The 21,435-nt window shown below is 72.4% G+C and carries 24 protein-coding genes; 15 read left to right on the top strand and 9 right to left on the bottom strand.

The genetic code is table 11. The annotated features are described in order from the left end of the window. Positions 1-15: 15 nt before the first annotated feature. From ACWH49_RS16390 to ccmI, 7 genes are read left to right on the top strand one after another with little or no spacing between them, the layout of a single operon-like run. A complete protein-coding gene (locus ACWH49_RS16390) occupies positions 16-765 on the top strand; it encodes a heme ABC transporter permease (RefSeq protein WP_448172425.1) in 750 nt (249 codons plus the stop codon). After that, positions 762-950 carry a heme exporter protein CcmD gene (gene ccmD / locus ACWH49_RS16385; RefSeq protein WP_448172424.1) on the top strand — a complete coding sequence of 63 codons (189 nt, stop codon included), beginning with the start codon at positions 762-764 and terminating at the stop codon, positions 948-950. Before ACWH49_RS16390 ends, ccmD begins: the two co-directional genes overlap by 4 nt. Continuing rightward, the gene (gene ccmE / locus ACWH49_RS16380) at positions 947-1,420 is read left to right on the top strand and encodes a cytochrome c maturation protein CcmE (RefSeq protein WP_448172423.1); all 474 of its coding nucleotides are present in this window, start codon (positions 947-949) and stop codon (positions 1,418-1,420) included. Before ccmD ends, ccmE begins: the two co-directional genes overlap by 4 nt. After that, positions 1,417-3,456 carry a heme lyase CcmF/NrfE family subunit gene (locus tag ACWH49_RS16375; protein ID WP_448172422.1) on the top strand — a complete coding sequence of 680 codons (2,040 nt, stop codon included), beginning with the start codon at positions 1,417-1,419 and terminating at the stop codon, positions 3,454-3,456. The genes ccmE and ACWH49_RS16375 overlap by 4 nt, the downstream gene beginning before the upstream one ends. Then, a complete protein-coding gene (locus ACWH49_RS16370) occupies positions 3,453-3,977 on the top strand; it encodes a DsbE family thiol:disulfide interchange protein (protein WP_448172421.1) in 525 nt (174 codons plus the stop codon). Before ACWH49_RS16375 ends, ACWH49_RS16370 begins: the two co-directional genes overlap by 4 nt. Then, complete coding sequence (locus tag ACWH49_RS16365) at positions 3,974-4,450, top strand: cytochrome c-type biogenesis protein (protein WP_448172420.1); 477 nt, start codon at positions 3,974-3,976, stop codon at positions 4,448-4,450. The genes ACWH49_RS16370 and ACWH49_RS16365 overlap by 4 nt, the downstream gene beginning before the upstream one ends. Continuing rightward, on the top strand, positions 4,447-5,688 hold the full coding sequence (ccmI, locus tag ACWH49_RS16360) for a c-type cytochrome biogenesis protein CcmI (protein WP_448172419.1): 1,242 nt from the start codon (positions 4,447-4,449) through the stop codon (positions 5,686-5,688). The genes ACWH49_RS16365 and ccmI overlap by 4 nt, the downstream gene beginning before the upstream one ends. 39 nt (positions 5,689-5,727) lie before the next feature. On the opposite strand, the gene ACWH49_RS16355 is transcribed toward ccmI, so the two are convergent. Next, the gene (locus tag ACWH49_RS16355) at positions 5,728-6,033 is read right to left on the bottom strand and encodes a YciI family protein (RefSeq protein WP_448172418.1); all 306 of its coding nucleotides are present in this window, start codon (positions 6,031-6,033) and stop codon (positions 5,728-5,730) included. Between ACWH49_RS16355 and ACWH49_RS16350 the strand changes: the two genes are divergently transcribed. After that, positions 6,023-6,379 (top strand): hypothetical protein, encoded by a 357-nt coding sequence (locus tag ACWH49_RS16350; protein ID WP_448172417.1) that lies wholly within the window; start codon positions 6,023-6,025, stop codon positions 6,377-6,379. The two genes, ACWH49_RS16355 and ACWH49_RS16350, sit on opposite strands and share 11 nt — an antisense overlap. Positions 6,380-6,391: 12 nt before the next feature. Here the strand turns inward: ACWH49_RS16350 and ACWH49_RS16345 are convergent, their stop codons facing one another. Then, positions 6,392-7,015, bottom strand: coding sequence for a pyridoxamine 5'-phosphate oxidase family protein (locus ACWH49_RS16345; RefSeq protein WP_448172416.1), 624 nt, complete (start codon positions 7,013-7,015; stop codon positions 6,392-6,394). 237 nt (positions 7,016-7,252) lie between these two features. On the opposite strand from ACWH49_RS16345, the gene ACWH49_RS16340 reads away from it, so the two are divergent. The 5 genes from ACWH49_RS16340 (at position 7,253) to ACWH49_RS16320 (ending at position 12,572) form a co-directional block, all read left to right on the top strand. Beyond that, positions 7,253-7,552 (top strand): LysR substrate-binding domain-containing protein, encoded by a 300-nt coding sequence (locus ACWH49_RS16340; protein WP_448172415.1) that lies wholly within the window; start codon positions 7,253-7,255, stop codon positions 7,550-7,552. 200 nt (positions 7,553-7,752) lie between these two features. After that, a complete protein-coding gene (locus ACWH49_RS16335; protein WP_448172414.1) occupies positions 7,753-10,284 on the top strand; it encodes an excinuclease ABC subunit A in 2,532 nt (843 codons plus the stop codon). A gap of 105 nt (positions 10,285-10,389) precedes the next feature. Then, positions 10,390-10,902 carry a hypothetical protein gene (locus tag ACWH49_RS16330; RefSeq protein ID WP_448172413.1) on the top strand — a complete coding sequence of 171 codons (513 nt, stop codon included), beginning with the start codon at positions 10,390-10,392 and terminating at the stop codon, positions 10,900-10,902. 128 nt (positions 10,903-11,030) lie between these two features. Further along, positions 11,031-11,834, top strand: coding sequence for a transglutaminase-like domain-containing protein (locus ACWH49_RS16325; RefSeq protein ID WP_448172412.1), 804 nt, complete (start codon positions 11,031-11,033; stop codon positions 11,832-11,834). A 69-nt stretch (positions 11,835-11,903) separates the two neighbouring features. Next, complete coding sequence (locus ACWH49_RS16320; RefSeq protein ID WP_448172411.1) at positions 11,904-12,572, top strand: type 1 glutamine amidotransferase domain-containing protein; 669 nt, start codon at positions 11,904-11,906, stop codon at positions 12,570-12,572. Positions 12,573-12,583: 11 nt separating this feature from the next. Here ACWH49_RS16320 and bchO read toward each other — a convergent pair whose 3' ends face one another. The 3 genes from bchO to bchI are packed head-to-tail and all read right to left on the bottom strand — an operon-like array spanning position 12,584 to position 16,332. Further along, entirely contained in the window at positions 12,584-13,504 is a 921-nt protein-coding gene (bchO, locus tag ACWH49_RS16315) for an alpha/beta fold hydrolase BchO (protein ID WP_448172410.1), read from the bottom strand. 15 nt (positions 13,505-13,519) lie between these two features. Continuing rightward, the gene (locus ACWH49_RS16310; protein ID WP_448172409.1) at positions 13,520-15,319 is read right to left on the bottom strand and encodes a magnesium chelatase subunit D; all 1,800 of its coding nucleotides are present in this window, start codon (positions 15,317-15,319) and stop codon (positions 13,520-13,522) included. Continuing rightward, entirely contained in the window at positions 15,316-16,332 is a 1,017-nt protein-coding gene (gene bchI / locus ACWH49_RS16305; protein WP_448172408.1) for a magnesium chelatase ATPase subunit I, read from the bottom strand. Before bchI ends, ACWH49_RS16310 begins: the two co-directional genes overlap by 4 nt. 113 nt (positions 16,333-16,445) lie before the next feature. Here bchI and ACWH49_RS16300 point away from each other — a divergent pair, with 113 nt between their 5' ends. Further along, on the top strand, positions 16,446-16,766 hold the full coding sequence (locus ACWH49_RS16300; RefSeq protein WP_448172407.1) for a high-potential iron-sulfur protein: 321 nt from the start codon (positions 16,446-16,448) through the stop codon (positions 16,764-16,766). Positions 16,767-16,832: 66 nt separating this feature from the next. Next, positions 16,833-18,149, top strand: a complete 1,317-nt coding sequence (locus ACWH49_RS16295) for a DUF3422 family protein (protein ID WP_448172406.1) — start codon at positions 16,833-16,835, stop codon at positions 18,147-18,149. A gap of 10 nt (positions 18,150-18,159) precedes the next feature. On the opposite strand, the gene hemA is transcribed toward ACWH49_RS16295, so the two are convergent. Genes hemA through ACWH49_RS16275 form a run of 4 tightly spaced genes read right to left on the bottom strand, consistent with a single transcriptional unit; the run spans position 18,160 to position 21,431 of the window. Beyond that, positions 18,160-19,443: a glutamyl-tRNA reductase gene (gene hemA, locus ACWH49_RS16290; RefSeq protein WP_448172405.1), complete on the bottom strand. Its 1,284-nt coding sequence runs from the start codon at positions 19,441-19,443 to the stop codon at positions 18,160-18,162. After that, positions 19,440-19,742, bottom strand: a complete 303-nt coding sequence (locus ACWH49_RS16285) for a hypothetical protein (RefSeq protein ID WP_448172404.1) — start codon at positions 19,740-19,742, stop codon at positions 19,440-19,442. The genes hemA and ACWH49_RS16285 overlap by 4 nt, the downstream gene beginning before the upstream one ends. A 10-nt stretch (positions 19,743-19,752) precedes the next feature. Then, entirely contained in the window at positions 19,753-20,229 is a 477-nt protein-coding gene (locus ACWH49_RS16280) for a TspO/MBR family protein (protein ID WP_448172403.1), read from the bottom strand. Then, positions 20,226-21,431 (bottom strand): geranylgeranyl diphosphate reductase, encoded by a 1,206-nt coding sequence (locus tag ACWH49_RS16275; RefSeq protein ID WP_448172402.1) that lies wholly within the window; start codon positions 21,429-21,431, stop codon positions 20,226-20,228. The genes ACWH49_RS16280 and ACWH49_RS16275 overlap by 4 nt, the downstream gene beginning before the upstream one ends. Positions 21,432-21,435 lie beyond the last annotated feature (4 nt).

Raw genomic sequence — 21,435 nt, 5'->3', positions numbered from 1 at the left:
GCCGGAGCGACCCGCATGACCACGACCCGCAGCAACTGGTTCCGCTTCGCCGCCCCGGCAAGCTTCCACCGCCTGGCCGGCCTGGCGATCCCATGGCTCGGCGCGCTCGCCGCGGTGCTGATCGCCGCGGGGCTGGCGATCGGGCTGCTCGTCGCGCCCACCGACCACCAGCAGGGCGAGGCCTACCGCATCATCTTCGTGCACGTGCCGGCGGCGTGGATGTCGATGGTGATCTACGTCGCGATGGCGTTCTGGGCCGCGATCGGCCTGGCCTTCAACGCGCGGCTCGCGTTCATGCTCGCGAACGCGCTGGCGCCGACCGGCGCGCTGATGACCTTCATCGCGCTGTGGACCGGCGCGCTGTGGGGCCAACCGACCTGGGGCACGTGGTGGGTCTGGGACGCGCGGCTGACCTCCGAGCTGATCCTGCTGTTCCTGTATGTCGGCGTGCTGTCGCTGCACGCCGCGATCGAGAACCCGCGTCGCGCCGACCGCGCCGCCGGGCTGCTGGCGCTGGTGGGCGTCGTCAACGTGCCGATCATCTATTTCTCGGTCAAATGGTGGAACACGCTGCACCAGGGGGCATCGGTCAGCCTGGCCAAGGCGCCGAGCATGGCCACACCGATGCTGCTCGGCATGCTGGTGATGGCGCTCGGCTTCTGGGCCTACTGCATCGCGGTCTCGCTGGCGCGCGTGCGCGTCGTGATGCTGGAACGCGAGCCGCACACCGCGTGGGCGCGCCAGGCCGTGGGGGAGATGGCATGAACTGGTCGAGCTGGAGCGAGTTCGCCGCGATGGGCGGCTACGGGCTGTACGTCTGGGGCGCATTCGGCGTCACCGCGATCGTGATGCTGGGTGAGATGGTCTCGCTGCGTGCGCGACGCCGGGCCCTGCGCGGCGAAGACGTTGCGGCGCACGCGCCCGTCGACTACCGCGAGGGCGCCGCATGAAGCCGCGTGCCCGACGCGGCCTCGCGATCGTGTGCGGTCTCGCGGCGCTCGGCATCGCCTGCGCGCTGGTGCTGAACGCGTTCCGCAGCAACCTCGTGTTCTTCTTCAGCCCGACGCAGATCGCGGCCAACGAGGCGCCGCGCGGCCACCCGTTCCGGCTCGGCGGGCTGGTCGAGGCCGGCAGCATCCGTCGTCTGCCGAACAGCCTGACGGTGCATTTCGTCGTCACCGACCTGGCGCAGAAGATACCGGTCGCCTACACGGGCCTGCTGCCGGATCTCTTCACCGAAGGCAAGGGCGTGGTCGCGCAGGGCCGGCTCGGCGCCGACGGCGTGTTCCACGCCGACCAGGTGCTCGCCAAGCACGACGAGAACTACATGCCGCCCGAGGCCGCGCAAGCACTGGCGGAAGCGCGCAAGGGCGAGCTGCCGATCGCACCGAAGATGCCGTCGGACGGAGACCCGCGTTGATTCCGGAACTCGGTCATTTCGCGCTGATCGTCGCGCTCGGCTTCGCGCTGGTGCAGGGCGTGCTGCCGCTGATCGGCGCGGCGCGCGGGCACGGCACGCTGATCGCGCTGGCGCGGCCGGCGGCGCGCGCGCAGTTCGTGTTCATCGCGCTGGCGTACGCGGCGCTGTCCAACGCGTTCGTCGCCAACGACTTCTCGGTGCTGTACATCGCGCAGCACTCGAACTCGGCGCTGCCGCTGGTCTACCGCCTCACCGCGGTGTGGGGCGGGCACGAGGGCTCGATCCTGCTGTGGGTGCTGATCCTGGCCGGCTGGACGCTCGCGGTCTCGCTGTTCTCGCGCCAGCTCGACGACCGCACCGTCGCGCGCATCCTCGGCGTGATGGGCCTGATCAGCACCGGCTTCCTGCTGTTCACGCTGCTGACGTCCAACCCGTTCCTGCGCCTGCTGCCGGCCGCGCCCAACGGGCAGGACCTGACGCCGCTGCTGCAGGACCCGGGCATGGTCATCCACCCGCCGATGCTCTACATGGGCTACGTCGGCTTCGTCGTCGCGTTCGCGTTCGCGATCGCCGCGCTGATCTCGGGCCGGCTCGACGCCGCGTGGGCGCGCTGGTCGCGGCCGTGGACCACGGTGGCCTGGTGCTTCCTGACCTGCGGCATCGCGCTGGGCAGCTTCTGGGCCTACTACGAGCTCGGCTGGGGCGGCTGGTGGTTCTGGGACCCGGTCGAGAACGCCTCGCTGATGCCCTGGCTGGCCGGCACTGCGCTGATGCACTCGCTCGCGGTCACCGAGAAGCGCGGCGGCTTCCGGATGTGGACCGCGCTGCTCGCGATCGTCACATTCTCGCTGTCGCTGCTCGGCACCTTCATCGTGCGCTCCGGCGTGCTGACCTCGGTGCATGCGTTCGCGAGCGACCCGACGCGCGGCGTCTTCATCCTCGGCTTCCTCGCGCTCGTGATCGGCGGCTCGCTGCTGCTGTTCGCGTGGCGGGCGCCGCGCGTCGCCGCGATGGGCGCGGGCGCCGGCTTCGAGACCGTGTCGCGCGAATCGATGCTGCTCGCCAACAACGTGCTGCTGCTGGTGGCCTGCGCATCGGTGATGCTGGGCACGCTCTACCCGCTGGTGATCGACGCGCTCGGCCTGGGCAAGCTCTCGGTCGGGCCGCCCTATTTCAACGCGGTGTTCGTGCCGCTGATGGCGCCGGCGCTGTTCCTGATGGGCGTCGGCCCGCTGGCGCGCTGGCGCCGCGCCGCGGTCGTCGACCTGGCGCTGCGGCTGCGCTGGGCCGCGGGCGTGAGCCTGGCCACCGCGCTGCTCACGCCGCTGCTGCTCGGCCCGTCGGCGCGCGCGCTGTGGACGCCGATGGTCGGTTTCGGCCTGCTGCTGGCCGCCTGGATCGCCAGCACCGCGGTGCTCAACCTCGCGACGCGCCTGCGCGAGCATCCGGCGCCCGGCTGGTCGCGGCGGCTGCGTGCGCAGCCGGGCAGCTACTACGGCATGCTGCTCGCGCACGCCGGCGTGGCGGTGTTCATCGTCGGCATCACGGTCGTCGGCGGCTTCGCGGTCGAGAAGGACGTGCGCATGGCGCCCGGCGACACCGTGACGATCGCGCCGTACGTCTTCAAGCTCGAGGGATTGAGCGAGCACCGCGGGCCGAACTACCTGGCCGTGCGCGCGACGCTCGGCGTCACCGACGACGGCCGCCCGATCGGCACGCTGGCGCCCGAGCGGCGCGTCTACACCGTCAGCCGCTCGCCGATGACGGAGACCGCGATCGACCGCGGCGTCACGCGCGACCTGTACGTCGCGCTCGGCGATGCGGTCGGGCCGAATGCGTGGGGCATGCGGGTCTACTACAAGCCCTTCGTCGGCTGGATCTGGGGTGGCTGCCTGCTGATGGCGCTCGGCGGCGTGCTGGCCGTGCTGGACCGGCGCTACCGCGTGGTGCGTCGCCCGTTCGCGCAGTCCGCCCGCTCGGCGCTCGACCCTGCGCCGAGCCGGCGCCCCGCGCTTGCGCTGAAGGGCGCACGATGAAGCGCTACTTCGTGCCGCTCGCCGTCTTCGTCGTGCTGATGGTGTTCCTCGCGATCGGGCTGACGCTGAAGCCGCGCGAGCTGCCGTCCGCGCTGCTCGGCAAGCCCGCGCCGGCGTTCGTGCTGCCGACGTTGAACACGCCGACCACGTCGCTCTCGACCCGCGACCTGCGCGGCCAGGTCTGGGTGCTCAATGTGTGGGCGTCGTGGTGCGTGGCCTGCCGCGACGAGCACGCGACGATGGTCGAGATGGCCCAACTCAAGCTCGTGCCGATCTACGGCCTGAACTACAAGGACCAGCGCGCCGACGCGCTCGGCTGGCTGGCGCGCTTCGGCGACCCGTATGTCGCGTCGCTGTCGGACACCGACGGTCTGGTCGGCATCGACTACGGCGTCTACGGCGTGCCCGAGACCTTCGTGATCGACAAGGCCGGCGTCATCCGCGGCAAGTTCGTCGGCCCGGTCACGGCGCAGACGGTGCGCGACGAGATCGTGCCGCTGGTGGCGAGGCTCAACTCGTGATCGCGCTGCTGCGACGACTCGTGCTCGTGCTGCTTTTGGCTGCGCCGCCGGCGCTGCACGCCAACGAGGCCGCACCGCTCGCCGCCGACCCGGCGCTCGAGGCGCGCGTGCTGCGCGTGGCCGAGGAACTGCGCTGCCTGGTGTGCCAGAACGAGACCATCGCCGCGTCGCAGGCCGAGCTCGCGGTCGATCTGCGGCGCCAGATCCGCACGCGCTTGCAGCAGGGCGAATCAGAGGCGCAGATCCTCGACTTCATGGTGCAGCGCTACGGCGAATTCGTGCGCTACCGGCCGGCGTTCAGCCCGACGACCGCGCTGCTGTGGATCGGACCGTTCGCGCTGCTCGGCCTCGCCGCCTTCGTGCTCGCGATGAACATCCGGCGGCGACGCGACGATGCGCGGCCGGCCGACCTGAGCGACGCCGAGTCGCAGCGGCTCGCCGAACTGCTCGGGCCCGGGACGGTGCGGCCATGACCGGCTTCGCGCTCGGCGCGTTCGCACTCGTGCTGCTCGCCGGGCTGATGCTGCGCCCGGCGTGGCGGTCGACCGCCGCGGCCGCACGCGCGCGGCCTGCTCACCTCGACGTGCTGCGCGATCAACTGGCGGCACTCGACCAGGAGCCTGTCGGCAGCGCCGCCGACGAAGCACAACGCCACGCCGCGCGCCGCGAACTGCAGCGCCGTGTGCTCGACGAATCGACCGCAAACGAGACCGCGATCGACGCGAGCCGCTCGCCGCGCATGCAGTGGGGCGTGACGCTCGCGCTGCCGCTGTTCGCGATCGCGCTGTATGCAGCGATCGGCAATCCGGCGGGGCTGGTCGCGCAAGCGCCCCCGATCGCGACGGGCGCAGCGCCCGAGCCGGACGTCACGCCCGAGGCCGTGCAGGCGATGCTCGCCAGCCTGGCGCAACGTCTCGACAGGCCGTCCGCCGACCCGGCCGCCGATCTGCAGGGCTGGACCATGCTGGCCCGCTCGTATGCCGCGCTGCAGCGCTTCGCCGACGCCGAGCGCGCCTATGCCCGAGCGAGCGCGCTCGCGCCGCGCGACGCGCAGTTGCTGGCCGACCGCGCCGATGTGCTGGCGGTATTGCAGGGCCAGCGCACAGCCGGCGAGCCGGACCGGTTGATCGCCGACGCGCTGCGCCTCGACCCGAAGAATCTCAAGGCGCTCGCGCTTGCCGGCAGCGCTGCGTTCGAGCGCCGGGACTTCGCCACCGCGCGCCGCTACTGGCAGCGGGCGCTTGATCTCGCGCCGACCGGCGGTGAGTTCGCCGCGGGTCTGGAGCGCAGTCTCGCCGCCGCCCAGGACCACGGTGCCGAGGCGCCAGCGATCGCGACCACCGCGACCCCCGCGCCCGCTGCGGCAGCGGCGCGCATCACCGGCCGCGTCTCGCTGGCACCGGCGCTGACGGCGCGGGTCGCACCGACCGACACGGTGTTTGTCTTCGCGCGCAACGCCGATGGCCCGCGCATGCCACTCGCGATCGTCCGCCGCACGGTGGCCGACCTGCCGTTCGACTTCACGCTCGACGACAGCCTGGCGATGTCACCCCAGACGCGCCTGTCCGGCGCCTCCCGCGTGATCGTCGGCGCGCGCATCTCGCGCTCGGGCGATGCCCTGCCGCAGGCGGGTGACCTGCAGGGCGAGTCGGAGCCGATCGTGACCGACCGTGCGGGCATCGATCTGGTGATCGACCGGAGCCGACCGTAGCGCGACATGCGACACGCGCGGCGGCGCGCAGCTCCGGGCTCAGACCTCCGGGTCGTCCATGAGGACGCGGACTTCCTGGGCGCACCGGCAGGCCACCGCGATCTTCGCGGCCCAGTCGAGCGCGGCCTCGCGCGTGCCGACCTGGATGATCGAGAAGCCGCCGACCACGGCCTTGACTTCCGGCCACGGCCCGTCGGAGACGACGCCGTCGGAGCCGACGATGCTGGCCCGCTGCTGGTGGACCCCACCCCCGTGGATCCAGACGCCGGCAGCCTTGGCCTCGCGAACCACCGCATGCGCGGCCTCTGCGACGGCGGTCCAGTCGTCGTCCGGAATGTGGGCCATCGCACCGTCATCGAAAGAGATCAAGTACCGTGTCACCGCGCTGCTCCTCGTCGACGCCCATCGGGCCTTCCTGAACGACGAATCGGACCCCGCCGAATCGACGCTCCAGTGTCGACGCTTTCCGGCCTGGCCGCATCGGCCGGACCAGGCCACGCCGTCGCCTGTATCCTCGGCCCCTCAACTCGAAAGGACCAAGATGGCACTGGCAAAGAAGAAGCGCGTGGGCAAGAGAACCATTTCGGCGAAGCAGGTTCGCAAGACCGCCAGCGGCCGCAAGCGCCGCAAGGCCGACGGCACGCAGCCCTCGAAGGTGGTGTTTCCAGTCTCCGCACCCGCGGCGTCCTGACGCCCCACTGCGTCACCCGCGGCGCAGCGCCGCCAGTTCGGCCTCCAGCGCCGCGATCCGCCGATCCCGCAACTCGATCGCCGCCTGGACATCGGCGGCCTCGAACCGCTGAGGGATGTGCTGCGGGCAGTTCACATCCCAGGCGCTGACGGTGAACAGCAGAACCTGCTCGGGCCGCGCCCGGTAGCCGGCCGGCATCAGTTCCCGCGTCAGGGTGTCGTCGCCCTCGACCACGCGCGCCGTGCCCCAGATCTTCGTGCGACGGCGGTTCGCGTAGTCGATGAGGAACAGGTGCGCGCGCGGGTTCTCGGCGAGGTTGCCCTGCGTGATGTACTGGCGGTTGCCGGCGAAGTCCGCGAACCCGATGGTGTGCTCGTCCAGCACCTTCAGGAAGCCCGCCGGCCCGCCGCGATGCTGGATGGTCGGCTGGCCCTGGCCATTGGCCGTGGCCAGGAAGACGCTGGTCTGGGCCTCGATCTCGGCTTTCAGGTCCGGCGTGATGACGTGTTCCCACGAGCCGTTCTGTTCCATGCGGGCGTAGGCCGCACGCGAACCCTTTCTGGCCTGGATCGACTTGACGGCCTCGGTGAAGGCCACGTCGCTGGCAACGGGGGTGGGGAGGGGCGGGGAGGACATGAAGGACTCCAGGTGGGTTCAGGCCGGTGCATTCCGGTGAAGCGACTGTAGATATTCCCGTCGCTCGCCACTAGACTGCCATTTCGCGAACGTCCCTCTCGATAACTGGAACAATGGATCGCCTCGCCGACCTGGAGGCCCACCTCAAGACGCGCCTGATCACGCGATCGACCCGCAGGCTGGTGGTGACGGACGCCAGCTCGTGTCGCCGCGCCGATCGTCTTCGGGCGCCTGCACGTGCTGCCGGTGGCCGCGGCGTTTCTCGCGCTGCACCCCGAGGTCGACATCCAGCTTCGGCTAGGGGATCGCAACGTCAACCTGATCGAGGAGCATGTCGACGTGGCGCTGCGCATCGGCGCGCTGCCCGACAGCAACCTGATCGCCGCCGCCGAAGCCGGCCTGGGCCTGACCCGCGTGCTGTCCTACCAGGTCGCCGACGCGCTGCACGAGGGCCGTCTGGTCCGCGTGCTCGCCGGCGCCGAGCCGCCGGCCGTGCCGGCGAGCGTGCTCTATCCCGGGCAGGGCGACTGCCGATGAAGACCCGGGCGTTCATCGACTTCGCGCTGGACCGCCTGCGAAAGCGCCTGAAAGGGCGCGAGGCTGTACCCTCGAGGGACTGAAGGCCGCAGGAGCACCGCGATGCAGACCGAGTTTCTGAGGAGGGGCGGCAACCCATCGCCGACGGCGCTCCGCGGGTTCGCCGAGCTGTCCACGGCGGTCGTCTCCCCCTCGCGCCGATGAAATCGCGACGAGCCGGAAGCCCAGGGGGCATGGTGCAGGTGCGGGGCGCACGCGAGCACAACCTGAAGAACGTCGACGTCGACATCCCGCGCGATGCGCTGGTGGTCTTCACCGGCATCTCCGGCTCGGGCAAATCGTCGCTCGCGTTCGGCACGCTGTATGCCGAGGCGCAGCGCCGTTACTTCGATTCGGTCTCGCCGTACGCGCGGCGGCTGATCGACCAGGTCGGCGTGCCCGATGTCGATTCGATCGACGGCCTGCCGCCCGCCGTCGCGCTGCAGCAGCGGCGCGGCACGCCCGGGGCGCGATCGTCGGTCGGCAGCGCCACGACGATCTCGAACCTGCTGCGGATGCTGTACTCGCGCGCCGGCACCTACCCGCCGAAGCAGCCGATGCTGTACGCCGAGGACTTCTCGCCGAACACCCACCAGGGCGCGTGCCCGCAGTGCCACGGCCTGGGCAGCGTTTACGAGGTGACCGAAGCGCTGATGGTGCCGGACGACTCGCTGACGATCCGCGAGCGCGCCATCGCCGCCTGGCCGCCGGCCTGGCACGGCCAGAACCTGCGCGACATCCTGGTCACGCTCGGCTACGACGTCGACACGCCGTGGCGCGACCTGCCGAAGAAGGACCGCGACTGGATCCTGTTCACCGACGAGCAGCCGAGCGCGCCGGTCTATGCCGGCTTCACGCCCGCCGAGACGCGGGCCGCGCTGCGCCGCAAGCTGGAGCCGAGCTACCAGGGCACGTTCACCGGCGCGCGCCGCTACGTGCTGCACACGTTCGCGACGACGCACAGCGCGTTGATGAAGAAGCGCGTCGCACGCTTCATGGCCGGCCAGACCTGCCCGATGTGCCACGGCAAGCGGCTCAAGCGCGAGGCGCTCGCGGTGACCTTCGCGGGCCTCGACATCGCTGCGATGGCGGGGGTGTCGCTGAACCAGCTGGCCGCGCTGCTCGAGCCCGCGGCACGTGCCGGCGCCAGCGCCGCGCCACTCGCCGGCTCGCTGACCGCGGAGAAGCGGATCGCCGCGCAACGCATCGCGCAGAACGTGCGCGAGCGGGTGGCGACGCTGCAGGCACTCGGGCTCGGCTACCTGTCGCTGGACCGCGCGACGCCCACGCTGTCGCAAGGCGAGCTGCAACGCATCCGCCTGGCGACGCAGATCCAGTCGAACCTGTTCGGCGTCGTCTACGTGCTGGACGAGCCGTCGGCCGGCCTGCACCCGGCGGACGGCGTGGCGCTGCTGCGCGCCCTCGATCGCCTCAAGGCGGCCGGCAACTCGCTGTTCGTTGTCGAGCACGATCTGGCGGTCATTCGGCACGCGGACTGGATCGTCGATGTCGGCCCGGCGGCCGGAGAAGCCGGCGGGCAGGTGCTCTACAGCGGCCCGCCGGCGGGCTTGCGGCAGGTCGGCGCGTCGCAGACGGCCGCGCACCTGTTCGGCTCGCGCACCACGCGCCGGACGCCGGTGCGCGCCCCGCGCGAGCCCACCGGCTGGCTGCAGCTCGACGGCGTGACCCGCAACAACCTGCGCGGTGTCGACGCGGCGTTTCCGCTCGGCGTGCTGACCGCGGTGACCGGCGTATCGGGGTCGGGCAAGTCCAGCCTGGTGAGCCAGGCGCTGGTCGAGCTGGTGGCCGCGCATGTCGGCAAGGTGCTGTCGGCCGACGAGGACGACGCCGCGACGCCCCGGCCGGCCGCGTCGCCGACCGAAGGCCGGCTGACCGGCGACCTGCCGCTCGTCGAGCGACTCGTGTGCGTCGACCAGAAGCCGATCGGCCGCACGCCGCGCTCGAACCTCGCGACGTACACCGGCCTGTTCGACGGCGTGCGCCGGCTCTTCGCCGCCACGCCGGCGGCACGCAGGCGGCGCTTCGGCCCGGGGCGCTTCTCGTTCAATGCCGCCGGCGGCCGCTGCGAGACCTGCCAGGGCGAGGGCTTCGTGAGCGTCGAGCTCCTGTTCATGCCCAGCGTGTTCGCGCCCTGTTCGACCTGCCACGGTGCCCGCTTCAACGACGCGACACTGGCGGTGCGCTACCGCGACCGCCACATCGCCGAGGTGCTCGCGATGACGGTCGATCAGGCGTGCACCTTTTTCGCCGACGAGGCGGCCGTGCTGCGACCGCTGCGCCTGCTCGAACAGATCGGGCTCGGCTACCTGCGGCTCGGCCAGCCCGCGACCGAACTCTCCGGCGGCGAGGCGCAGCGGATCAAGCTCGCGACCGAGCTGCAGCGCGTGCAGCACGGCCGGACCCTCTACGTGCTGGACGAGCCGACGACCGGCCTGCATCCGGCCGATGTCGATCGCCTGATGAGCCAGCTGCACGGGCTCGTCGATGCAGGCAACACGTGCGTCGTGGTCGAGCACGACATGCGGCTCGTCGCGGCGAGCGACTGGGTCATCGATGTCGGGCCCGGTGCCGGTGACGAGGGCGGGCGGATCGTGGCGGCCGGGCCGCCGGCGCGGGTCGCCGCGGCCGCAACCGGCGCGACCGCGGGCTACCTGGCCCGCGCGCTGCGCTGACCGCGGCCGCGTTGTCGGACGACACCGGCAACGGGCTGTCCTGTTCTCCGTCGCGACCCGACGCGCCCTCGCTGCACGATGGGCGACCGACGACAGGAGACCCCCATGAACATCGCCGACCTGCTCAAGCAATACGCCGAGAGCCCGACCGACACCCAGGCCGACTTCGATGCCGTCGCGAAGGCGGTGCCGCCCTCGGTACTCGGCGACGGCATCGCCGACGCGATGCGCTCCGACAAGACGCCGCCCTTCGCCAACATGGTCGGCAGCCTGTTCGGCGGTTCCGACCCGCAGCAACGGGCCGGCCTGCTGAGCCAGCTGATCCGGGCCGCCGGCCCGGCGATCCTGTCGAGCATCGGTGGCGGCGCGCTCGGGCGGATCGTGCAGGGCCTGCAGGCGAAGGACGGCGCGGGCCAGCCGGAGGTCTCGCCCGCCGATGCCGCACAAGTGACCCCCGACGAGCTGAGGGAGATCTCCGCGACCGCCGAGAAACAGGACCCGGGCATCTTCGACAAGATCGGCGCGTACTACGCGCAGCACCCCGAGGTCGTGAAGGTGCTGGGCGGCGCCGCGCTGGCAATCGCACTCGGCCGCATGGCGAACCGCACCCCGCGTTGAGCCCTCTACGCCATTGCGGTTGACACCGCGCGCCTATACTGACCCGCACCGGCCCCTGTCACCTGCGCTCGACGTTTGCCGCCGCCCGATCACCGGGCTTGCACTCGAGCGTGGCAGGAGAGGCCCCCATGCAGCTACGAGTCGGTTTCGAGATCGCGTATCAGTGTCCGCAGCCGACGCCGATGATCCTGGCGTTGAGCGTGCACTACTCGCGCGCGTCGGATCTGGTGCGACCGGACCATCTGATCACCGACCCGCCGGTCGACGTGACGGCGTACCGCGATCTGTTCGGCAACTGGTGCAGCCGGCTGGTCGCACCCACGGGCCGGATGGTCCTGAGCAGCGATTCGGTGGTTCGCGACAGCGGCCTGCCCGACACGGTGGCGCCGTTGGCCCGCCAGGTCCCCGTGGAGCACCTGCCCGAGTCCACGCTGGTCTACCTGCTGGGCAGCCGCTACTGCGAGACCGACCTGCTGAGCGAGACGGCGTGGCAGCGCTTCGGCGACGGACCGACCGGCTGGGCCCGCGTGCAGGCGATCTGCGACTTCGTGCACCAGCACATCGAGTTCGGCTACCAGCACGCGCGCAACACCCGCACGGCCTGGGAGGCCTTCCGCGAGGGCCGAGGCGTGTGCCGCGACTACGCGCACCTGGCGATCGCGCTGTGCCGCTGCATGAACATCCCGGCCCGCTACTGCACCGGCTACCTGGGCGACTACGGCACGCCGCCGCCCTATGGCCCGATGGACTTCGCCGGCTGGTTCGAGGCCTACCTCGGTGACCGCTGGTACACCTTCGACGCCCGCAACAACACGCCGCGCATCGGCCGCGTGCTGATCGCGCGCGGACGGGACGCCTGCGACGTGGCGCTGTCGAGCACCTTCGGACCCAACACGCTCGACGGTTTCAAGGTGTGGACCGACGTGGTCTAGCCGCTCTCCTACACGGGCTGGCCGGTGTGGCTGACAGCGCCCGGGCAGGGGGCTCGTAGGATGGTCGCCATGACCAACGTCCTTTTCGTCACCACCAGTTGCGACGCGCTCGCGCCCGACCATCCCACCGGCCTGTGGCTCGAGGAATTCGCCGTCCCCTACATGGCCGCGCTCGAGGCCGGCATCGACGTCACCGTGGCGTCACCGCGCGGCGGCGCGGTGCCCCTCGATCCGAAAACCGAGCCGAACGACAAGCAGCGCAAGCAATGGGCGCCGGCCCTGGAATCGTTGCGCCACAGCGTGACGCTCGAGTCGGTGAAGGACCGGGCGTTCGACGCCGTGTTCATCCCCGGCGGACACGGCCCGATGATGGACCTCGCGCATGACGCGACGCTGCATGCACTGCTGGCCCGTCAGGACGCCGCCGGCCGGCTGATCGCCGCGGTCTGCCACGGGCCGGCCGCGCTCGTGAATGCGAAGCGCGCTGACGGCGCGCCACTCCTGAAGGGCCGCCGCGCGACCGGCTTCACCAACACCGAAGAGCGGCTCGCCGGCTTGAAGGACGTCGTTCCGTTCCTGCTGGAGGACGCGATGAAGGGCGCGGGTGCCGACTTCCACTCGGCGCTGGTGCCCATGCTCAGCCACGTCGAACACGAGGGCAACCTCCTCACCGGCCAGAACCCGCATTCCAGCGCCGCGCTGTCAGAGAAGCTGGTCGACGCGCTGACGAAACGCTGAGCCTGCCGCGCTCACGCCGGCGTCCCGGCGTGCGCGCCGCCGTCGGCGGGCACCGTGCGGCTCGACGCGATGATCCGCGCCGCCACCTCGCCGGGCCGTTCTTCGTGCACCAGGTGACCGGCGCCGGCCACGACATCGATCGACCCCCCGGTGCCGGCCGGCAACAGGGCGCGCACCCGTTGTGCATCGCGCGGCGGCACCGCGCGGTCGTCGGCGCCGACGATCATCGCGAGCGGCGTGCGCAGCCGTGACAGGTCGTTTGCGAGCGGGCGCAGGTCCCAGCGCGCCATCATCGCCAGCGCGCCCGCGGCGTGGCGCGGGTCGCGCACCAGCGCGCCGTAGAGCGCGATTCCCTCGGCGTCGAGCATCGAGCCGGTACCGCCGATCAGGCGCTCGACGGCGGCGCGGTCCCAGCGCCGGCGCGCAAACAGTTGCGCGGCGAGCGGGGTCGCGGCCATCAGCCGCGCGACCGGTGGGAACAGCACGCCCGGCAGCCCGGCCAGCGGCAGGAACGCGCCGTTGACCGCGACCAGCGCGCGCGGCGCCAGCGCGCCGTCGAGCACGGCGCGCGCACCGATCGCCGCCCCGGCCGAATGGCCGACGACCAGCTCGACATCGAGCCCGAGTGCCTTCACCAGCGCGGCAATCGCCTGCGCCATGCCCGGCAGGGTCATCTGCCGCGCCGGCGGCGTGCCGGTGAAGGCGTGACCGGGCAGGTCCATCGCGACGACGCTGTAGTGGCGCGCGAGCCGCGGCATCAAGCCGCGCCACGAGTGCGTGGAGGCGCCGGTGCCGTGGATCAGCAGCGCGACCGGCCCCTGGCCCATGCGCTGGACGTGCCAGCGCAGCAGGCCGACCCGGACCATCGTGCTGGCCTGACGATGCGGCCAAGCGATGCCGTCCAGCGCCATCGAGGGCAACGACGCCGCCATCCCCCGGCCCGTGGCTCAGCGCGCCGCACCGGCGGCCTGCACCGCCTGCGACAGCACGGCGGCGCCGGCGTGCGGCAACGGCAGGTAGCGCGCGCCCATCGCCGCGGCGATCTCGCGCGCCGTGTCCTGCGGCTGCGGCGAGGTGTCGAGCAGCAGCGCGGCGAAGCCGTCGCCGCGGATCAGGCGGCCTGCAGCGAGCGCGTCTTCACCGGCGCGCGCGCGGCCCGGTGTGCCGTCGCGCGCGATGTTGGCGCGGCCGTCGGTCAGCAGCACGACGACCGGCGTCGCGCCGCGGCGCCGCACCGACTCGGCCAGCGCGTGCGCGGACGCGATGCCGGCCGCCAGCGGCGTGCCGCCGCCGCCGGGCAGGCCGGCGAGACTGCGCTTCGCCCGCACCAGCGAACGGGTCGGCGGCAGCAGCAGCTCCGCACCCGCGCCGCGGAACGCGATCACCGCGACGCTGTCGCGCCGCACGTAGCAATCGGCCAGCAGCAGCTCGACGGCGCCCTTGGTCTCGGCCAGGCGGTGCAGCGCCGACGAACCGGACGCATCGACGACGAACACCGTGGTCGTCTCGCTGCGCTGGCGGAAGCGCCACAGGTGGAAGTCTTCGCGGCGCACCTGGATGCGGGCGGCGCTCCGTGCTCCGGCCGCCTCGGCCTCGCGGCGTCGCAGGGCCTGCCACGGCGCGGCCGCGCGCAGCGTCTCGATCAGGTTCAGGCGCGCGCCGCCTTGCGGCTCGCCACGCCGCACGCCGGTCGGGCGGCCGCGCCGGTTGCCGGTCTGCGACGCGCCGGCACGCCCGGCGGCGGGCGAGCGTGGCGTCTTCGCCGTGCCCAGCGCGAGCATCGCCAGCAGGCCGGGCGGCAGCGCGGCGAGCGCCGCTTCGAGCACGCGGTCGTCGATCGGACCGGCCGGTGTGTCGGGGTCGGCCTCGTCAGGGGGTGGCGGTGGCGGCGGCGCGTCGGCAGTGTCGGCGGGTGGCGGCGCCGCGGCCTGTTCGTCGTCCGGCGCCTCCGCGGGCGACTCGGCGTCGGGTGGCGGCTCGGTGGCGGGCAGGCGCGTCGCGCGCGGTGCGAGCACGAGCGCGGCCGCCAGCGACGCATCGCGCGCATCGACCGCGTCGCGGCCGTCGAGCGCGGCCGCCGCACGCGCGGCGCGGCAGGCCAGCAGCGGCGCGCGGACCGAGTCGATGCCGAGCGCCAGCGCCGCGCCGCACAGGCTCTCGACGAGGCTGCCGTCGATCCGCACCGCGGCGAAGCGGTCGCGGGCGGCGGCGACGTCGTCACGCGTGAACAGCGCCGCCTCGTCGGGAGCGGTCGTCGGCGGCAGTGTCAGGTGAAAGGCCAGCCGTTCGCGCAGGCGTGCAGGCAGGTGCTCGTCGTCGGCGATGCCTTCGTCCAGCGCGACCACGCCGATGCGGCTCGCGCTGCGCGCGCCGATGCCGTGGCGCTCGGCGACCAGCGCCTGCGTGTCGATGGCCGATGCGACCGCCGCGGCCGTCGACGCACCGAGCCGCTCGGCCATCGCCAGCAGCACGACCCCGCCATCGGCCTCGGCCAGCAGCCCGCGCTGGGCGACCGGCCGCCCCGCCTGCAGCGTGGCCGCGAGGTCGAGCCCGCCGAGCAGGCGATCGTCGTTGACGTGCAGCGGCACGCGGCGCCACGGCGTGTTTGCCGGCAGCAACCCGTTCAGCGTCGCCAGCCAGCGGTCACGCGCCGGCCCGGCCGCGCTGCGCAACGCGACACCGCCGAGACCGACCGGGTCGACCGCGAACAGCGCGGCGACGAGATCGGCCGACGCCTCGTCGCTCATGGACCGAACAGCTCCGCCACCGCGCGGTCCACGCGCACGCTCGAGCCGGCGTCGTCGAGCGGGTTGCGGCGCAGCCGGTGATGCAATGCCGGCGCCGCCACGCGCTTCAGGTGCGCGTCGCCGACCCGCGCGTCGCCCTGCAGCGCCGCGAGCGCGCGCGCGGCGCGGATCAGCGTCAGCTCGCCGCGCAGGCCGTCGGTGCCGAGCGCCATGCACAACTGGGCTGCGCGCTCGAGCGCCGCGTCCGGCACCTGCACGTCGCCGAGGCGGGCGCGGCCGGCGACGATCTGGCGCCGCACGCGCGCCTCATCCTTCGCCCAGGCCTTGCCGAAGGCGTCGGGGTCGCGCTCGTAGGCGTCGCGGCGCTTCACGACCTCGACCCGCGACGGCAGGTCCTGCGGCGTGCGCACCTCGACCGACAGGCCGAAACGGTCGAGCAACTGCGGCCGCAGTTCGCCCTCCTCCGGATTGCCGCTGCCCACGAGCACGAAGCGCGCCGGGTGGCGCACGCTCAGGCCCTCGCGCTCGACGACGTTCTCGCCCGACGCGGCCACGTCGATCAGCAGGTCGACCAGGTGGTCCTCCAGCAGGTTGACCTCGTCGACATACAGGAAGCCGCGGTTCGCGCGCGCCAGCAGGCCCGGCTCGAACGCCTTGACGCCCTGCGCGAGCGCGCGTTCGAGGTCGAGCGCACCGACGACGCGGTCCTCGGTCGCGCCGAGCGGCATGTCGACCACCGGCACCGGCACCAGGTGGCTCTTCAGCGCACCGTTCGCCTTGCGCGCCTCGCAGTCCTCGCAGCCGACCGCCAGCGCCGGATCACAGTGGTAGCGGCACTGCAGCACCGCGCGCATCGGCGGCAGCAGCGCTGCGAGCGCGCGCACCGCGGTGGACTTGCCGGTGCCGCGGTCGCCGAAGACGAGGACGCCGCCGATGCGCGGGTCGATCGCGGCGATCAGGATCGCCAGCTTCATGTCGTCCTGGCCCACGATCGCCGAAAAGGGAAAGACCAAGGCGCACTCCAAACCTGATGCGATTGCTCTGGTTCGCGCAATGTAAAGCGCAACAACACTTCAATCTGTCAGACTATTCTGACGGTACAACCTGTTCCGATCAAGGATTCTTCATGAGCCCTACCAATCGACGTGCATTCGTGATGACGGTCATCGGCGGCGGCACCGCCCTCGCCGCTTCCAGGGTCGCGGCCCAGGCCGCCGCGCCCGGCCTGTCCGAGGCCGATCCGCAGGCGGTCGCGCTCGGCTACAAGGCCGACAACACCAAGGTGGACAAGGCCAAGTACCCGCAGCACGCGGCCACGCAGATGTGCAGCGGCTGCAACTTCTTCCAGGGCAAGCCGACCGACGCGATGGCGCCGTGCCAGCTGTTCGCCGGCAAGCAGGTCGCCGGCAAGGGCTGGTGCTCGGCCTGGGCGAAGAAGGCGGCCTGAGCGGGCCCCGGCGCGCGGGGCGGCCGGTTACCATGCTTCGGCCCTGAGCCGACTACCTGCCCCCCCATGCGCCTGCTGCCGCGCGATCACCCGGATCGCCTGTCCCTCGCCGACGAAGTCCACGCGCGGCCCCCCGAGCCGCTCGAGACGCCGTCGCGCGCCACCTATGTCGCGGTGCTGGTCGAGCCCGACGACCGCGAGCGCGAACGCGCGCACCTGACCGCCCTGTGCGCCGCGTTCGGCGTGGCCGGTCCGCCCGAAGGGGCGACGCACTTCAGCGCGTCGCTCGGCCCGTTGCGCGCCAAGTGGGAACGGCACGGCGAGTTCTCGGGCTACACCTTCTTCACCGCCGGCCGCAGCCCCGAGCCGTTCAGCGAGCCGCCGACCACGCAGCTCCCGCCCGGCTGGCTCGCCGCGATTCCCGGCGCGACGGTGGTCGGCGCGCATGCCAAGCTGGTACCGGCCGAGGACACGCTGCCCGATGCCGCGCTGCTGGCGCGCCATTTCGGGCAGAACATCGTCGTCGGCTCGGGCGTGGGCGACGGCAAGGGCGTCGCGTACACCGACTTCCGCATCCACGAGGACGGCTGCTCCCGCTTCCTGGTGCTCGACCGTGGCTTCACGCCGCGCCAGGCGGGCCGCATGCTGCAGCGCCTGTTCGAGATCGAGGCCTACCGGATGATGGCGCTGCTCGCGCTGCCGATCGCACGCCAGCAGTCGCCGCGCATCGTCGCGATCGAGCGGTCGCTCGCGGCCCTGACCGACCGCATCGCCAACAGCGACACGCGTGACGCGACGGGCCACCAGGCCGGTGATGACGAGGCGCTGCTCCAGCAGCTGACCAAGCTCGCGGCCGAGGTCGAGAGCGGCCTGGCGACAAGCCAGTTCCGCTTCGGCGCCTGCCGCGCGTACTTCGAGCTCGTGACGCGCCGCATCGCCGAGCTGCGCGAGACCCGCATCGACGGCGTGCAGCCGATCGAGGAGTTCATGGCACGCCGCTTCACGCCGGCCGTCGCGACCTGCGCCACCGTGTCGCAGCGGCTGCATGACCTCTCCGAACGGGTCGCCCAGGCGAGCGCGCTGCTGTCGACGCGCGTCGAGATCGCGCGCGAGCGGCAGAACCAGTCGCTGCTGAGCTCGATGGACCGGCGCGCGAAGCTGCAGTTGCGCCTGCAGCAGACCGTCGAGGGCCTGTCGGTCGCAGCGATCGTCTACTACGTCGCCGGCCTGGCCGGCTACGGCGCGAAGGCGCTGAAGGCCGCAGGCGTGCGCATCGATCCGGATCTCGCAGTCGGCCTGGCCATCCCGGTCGTCGCCGTGCTGGTGATGCTGACGGTGCGGCGCGCACGGCACGGCGCCGGCGTCCACCACCCGCTGGACTGACGCGCCCGGCTCAGCGCGGCGCCCGCATCGGGCACTGCAGGAACAGGCGCGACAGCGTGTCGGTCAGCGCGACGCGCTCGGGCCCGTCGCTGTGCTGCAGGCCGGCCATCGGGCCGTGCAGCATCTTCTGGGTCAGGCCGCGCGACAGCGTCTCCAGCACCGCATCGATGTCGTCGCCTTTCGCCAGCATCCTGCGCGCGCGCTGCAGCTCCGACGCGCGCCAGCTTTCCGCCTGGGTCTGCAGCGCCTGGATCAGCGGCACGGTCTCGCGCGTGCCGAGCCAGCGCACGAAGTCCTGCACGCCCGACTCGATGATGGTCTCGGCCTGGCCGACCGCGGCGAGCCGCCTGTCGCCGCCGGCCTGCACGATCTGCGCGAGGTCGTCGATCGTGTACAGGTAGACGTCGGTCAGCGCGGCGACCTCGGCCTCGATGTCGCGCGGGACCGCGAGATCGACCATCAGCATCGGCCGCCGCCGGCGCGCCTTGATCGCGCGCTCGACCGCGCCGAGGCCGATCACCGGCAGCGGGCTCGCGGTGCACGAGACGACCACGTCGAACTCGGCCAGCCGAGCCATCGCATCGGCGAGACCGATCGCCTCGGCGCCGAAATGGGCGGCCAGCGCCTCGCCGCGCTCGAGGCTGCGGTTGGCGATCGTCAGCTGCCGCGGCGCCCGCGCCGCGAGGTGCGCGAGCACCGGGGCGGCCATCTCGCCGGCGCCGAGGAACAGCACCTTCAATTCGCCGAAATCCTCGAACAGGTTGCCGGCGAGCCGCACGATCGCGGCCGCGAGGCTGATCGTGTGCATGCCGATCTCGGTGCCGGTGCGCACCTCCTTCGCGACCGCGAACGAGCGCTGGAACAACTGGTGCAGCGTGGTGCCGAGCGTGCCGGCGGCACCGGCCTCGCGCACCGCGAGCTTCATCTGGCCGAGGATCTGGGTCTCGCCGATCACCATCGACGACAAGCCGCTCGCGAGCCGGAAGGTGTGGCGCGCCGCGCCCGCGTCCTCGTGGACGTAGAAGTGCGGCTGCAGGTCGTTGGCCGCCATGCCGCCCGCTTCGGCGAGCCAGCCGAGCGCCTGGCCGGCCAGGCCGCGCGCGTCGCCGCCGGCGCTGCCGACATACAGCTCGGTGCGGTTGCAGGTCGAGACGATCGCGACCTCGGCAGCGCGCTGCAGGCGTCCGCTGAAGGCACGCAGCGTCGGCACGAGCTGGTCGCCGGGGAACGCGAAGCGGCCGCGCACGTCCAGCGGCGCGGTCGTGTGGTTCAGGCCGAGCGCGATGACGGTCATGCGATCATCCGTTGGGTGCGCGCCGGGCGCGCGTCGCGGCGCCAGCGCAGCAGCAGGTCGCTGCCGTGCGCGAGGCCCGCGGCCAGCAGCCACGCCGCCGTCCACGCCGCGCCGGCCTCCTGCGCCAGGCTGCGCAGCGCGAGCATCAGGCACAGGCCCGAGACCAGGTTCAGCGCGAAGTCGCGCGGCGCCACCCCCTTGCCGCTGACGCGGTGGTAGAGCGCGAGGGCCGCGCCCTCGACGACGGTGAACGCGATCACCAGGTCGATGAGCGGCGCGATGACAGCGGCGTCGATCAAGCGGTTCTCCTCAGCCGAACGGACCGTTCAGCCTCACGGTCTGCCAGTTCAATGCCGCCGCGATCGCGACCCACGCCAGGTACGGCGCGAGCAGCCAGGCCGCGAGCTTCGCGAAACGCGCCAGCAGCAGGATCAGTGCCAGCACCGACAGCCACAGGAACGGCACCTCCCAGAGCGACCAGTCGGGCCGGTGCAGGCGGAAGTACAGCAGGCTCCAGAACACGTTCAGGAACCCGTTGGCCGCGAACAGCACCAGCATCCCTTCGCGCAGCGCGCGCGACGACGCGCGGCGCCAGCCGATCACGCCGGCGGCGGCGGCCAGCGCGAAGATCGTCGTCCAGATCGGACCGAAGGCCCAGTCGGGCGGCTTCCACGGCGGCTGCTTCAGGCTCGCGTACCACGGGCCCAGGTCGGTCATCAGCGCGCCGAGCACGGCCACCAGCAGGGCCGCGCCCGCGGCGATCGCGATCGGGCGCCAGCGACTCATACACGCGCCACCCCGAACAGGTGGGCCAGGTCCTTGAAGAAGATGCGCACATGGGCCAGCTTCTTGCGCCGCACCAGTTCCTTGTTCATGTACGACTCGAAGGTCAGCTGCTGCACGTCCCGGTCCTGGCAGATCGAGACGAAGCGCTCGCGCAGCCGGTCGCTCGAATACCAGAACCACTGCATGACGCCGAGGACGCGGAACACGGTGCCGTGCGCCTTCATGAAGCGCTTGCGGGCCAGCGCGAGCGAGCGCACGTCGCCGGTCGCGAGCAGCGCCTCGACCGCCTCGGCGGCGAGCCGGCCGCCGAACATCGCGTAGTAGATGCCCTCGCCCGATGCCGGCGCGACCACGCCGGCAGCGTCGCCGGCGAGCACCACGTCGCGGCCGTTGTCCCAGCGCGGCAGCGGCTTCATCGGGATCGGCGCGCCCTCGCGGCGCAGTGTCTCGGCGCCCATCAGCCCCGCCGCCTGGCGCAACCCGCCGACCGCGGCGCGCAGCGAGAAGCCCTTGTCGGCGCTGCCGGTGCCCACGCTCATCGTGTCGCCGTGCGGGAAGACCCAGCCGTAGAAGTCGGGCGACAGGCTGCCGCGGTAGTAGACGTCGCAGCGCGACGGATCGAACCCGCTTGGCGGTGCCGCCGGCGTGCGCAGGATCTCGTGGTACGCGAAGACGTATTTCGTGCGCTCGGCGCCGTCCACCGTCTGGCGCGCGACGGCCGACTTCGCGCCGTCGGCACCGACGATCGCGCGGGTCCGCACGCGGGCGGGCACGCGGGCGCGGCGATCGGTCGGCGACGGCTGCTCGAAGTGCACGACGCTGAGGCCGTCGGCATCGCGCGTGATCCGGTCGAAGTCGCCGATCCGCCGCTGCGCGCCACTGCCCGCGGCGCGTTCGCGCAGCCATTCGTCGAACTGGTCGCGGTCGACCATGCCGACGAAGCCGTTGTCGATCGGGATGTCGACCTTGCGGTCCTTCGGCGAGACCATGCGCGCCGCGGTCGCGCGCGCGACGAGCAAGGCGTCCGGAATGCCGAAGTCCTTGATCAGCCGCGGCGGGATCGCGCCGCCGCACGGCTTGGTGCGCCCCGCGCGGTCGAGCAGCAGCACCGAGCGCCCGGCGCGCGCCAGGTCGTGGGCCGCAGTGGCACCCGCCGGGCCGCCGCCGATCACGACGACATCGAAGGTTTCTACATCGGACATGGCG

The organism is Rhizobacter fulvus, assembly GCF_964020785.1.
The sequence above is the reverse complement of the archived record's forward strand: the minus strand, read 5'-3'. Positions and strand labels throughout refer to the sequence as shown.

Coding starts and splice junctions, on each gene's coding strand:
- ACWH49_RS16335 (WP_448172414.1), top strand. CDS start 7,753: ATGAAATCGCGACGAGCCGGAAGCCCAGGGGGCATGGTGCAGGTGCGG.
- ACWH49_RS16295 (WP_448172406.1), top strand. CDS start 16,833: ATGCGCCTGCTGCCGCGCGATCACCCGGATCGCCTGTCCCTCGCCGAC.
- hemA (WP_448172405.1), bottom strand. CDS start 19,443: ATGACCGTCATCGCGCTCGGCCTGAACCACACGACCGCGCCGCTGGAC.
- ACWH49_RS16275 (WP_448172402.1), bottom strand. CDS start 21,431: ATGTCCGATGTAGAAACCTTCGATGTCGTCGTGATCGGCGGCGGCCCG.
- ACWH49_RS16390 (WP_448172425.1), top strand. CDS start 16: ATGACCACGACCCGCAGCAACTGGTTCCGCTTCGCCGCCCCGGCAAGC.
- ACWH49_RS16345 (WP_448172416.1), bottom strand. CDS start 7,015: ATGTCCTCCCCGCCCCTCCCCACCCCCGTTGCCAGCGACGTGGCCTTC.
- ccmI (WP_448172419.1), top strand. CDS start 4,447: ATGACCGGCTTCGCGCTCGGCGCGTTCGCACTCGTGCTGCTCGCCGGG.
- ACWH49_RS16325 (WP_448172412.1), top strand. CDS start 11,031: ATGCAGCTACGAGTCGGTTTCGAGATCGCGTATCAGTGTCCGCAGCCG.
- bchO (WP_448172410.1), bottom strand. CDS start 13,504: ATGGCGGCGTCGTTGCCCTCGATGGCGCTGGACGGCATCGCTTGGCCG.
- ACWH49_RS16350 (WP_448172417.1), top strand. CDS start 6,023: ATGTGGGCCATCGCACCGTCATCGAAAGAGATCAAGTACCGTGTCACC.
- ACWH49_RS16320 (WP_448172411.1), top strand. CDS start 11,904: ATGACCAACGTCCTTTTCGTCACCACCAGTTGCGACGCGCTCGCGCCC.
- ACWH49_RS16280 (WP_448172403.1), bottom strand. CDS start 20,229: ATGAGTCGCTGGCGCCCGATCGCGATCGCCGCGGGCGCGGCCCTGCTG.
- ACWH49_RS16330 (WP_448172413.1), top strand. CDS start 10,390: ATGAACATCGCCGACCTGCTCAAGCAATACGCCGAGAGCCCGACCGAC.
- ACWH49_RS16370 (WP_448172421.1), top strand. CDS start 3,453: ATGAAGCGCTACTTCGTGCCGCTCGCCGTCTTCGTCGTGCTGATGGTG.
- ccmE (WP_448172423.1), top strand. CDS start 947: ATGAAGCCGCGTGCCCGACGCGGCCTCGCGATCGTGTGCGGTCTCGCG.
- ACWH49_RS16300 (WP_448172407.1), top strand. CDS start 16,446: ATGAGCCCTACCAATCGACGTGCATTCGTGATGACGGTCATCGGCGGC.
- ccmD (WP_448172424.1), top strand. CDS start 762: ATGAACTGGTCGAGCTGGAGCGAGTTCGCCGCGATGGGCGGCTACGGG.
- ACWH49_RS16355 (WP_448172418.1), bottom strand. CDS start 6,033: ATGGCCCACATTCCGGACGACGACTGGACCGCCGTCGCAGAGGCCGCG.
- ACWH49_RS16310 (WP_448172409.1), bottom strand. CDS start 15,319: ATGAGCGACGAGGCGTCGGCCGATCTCGTCGCCGCGCTGTTCGCGGTC.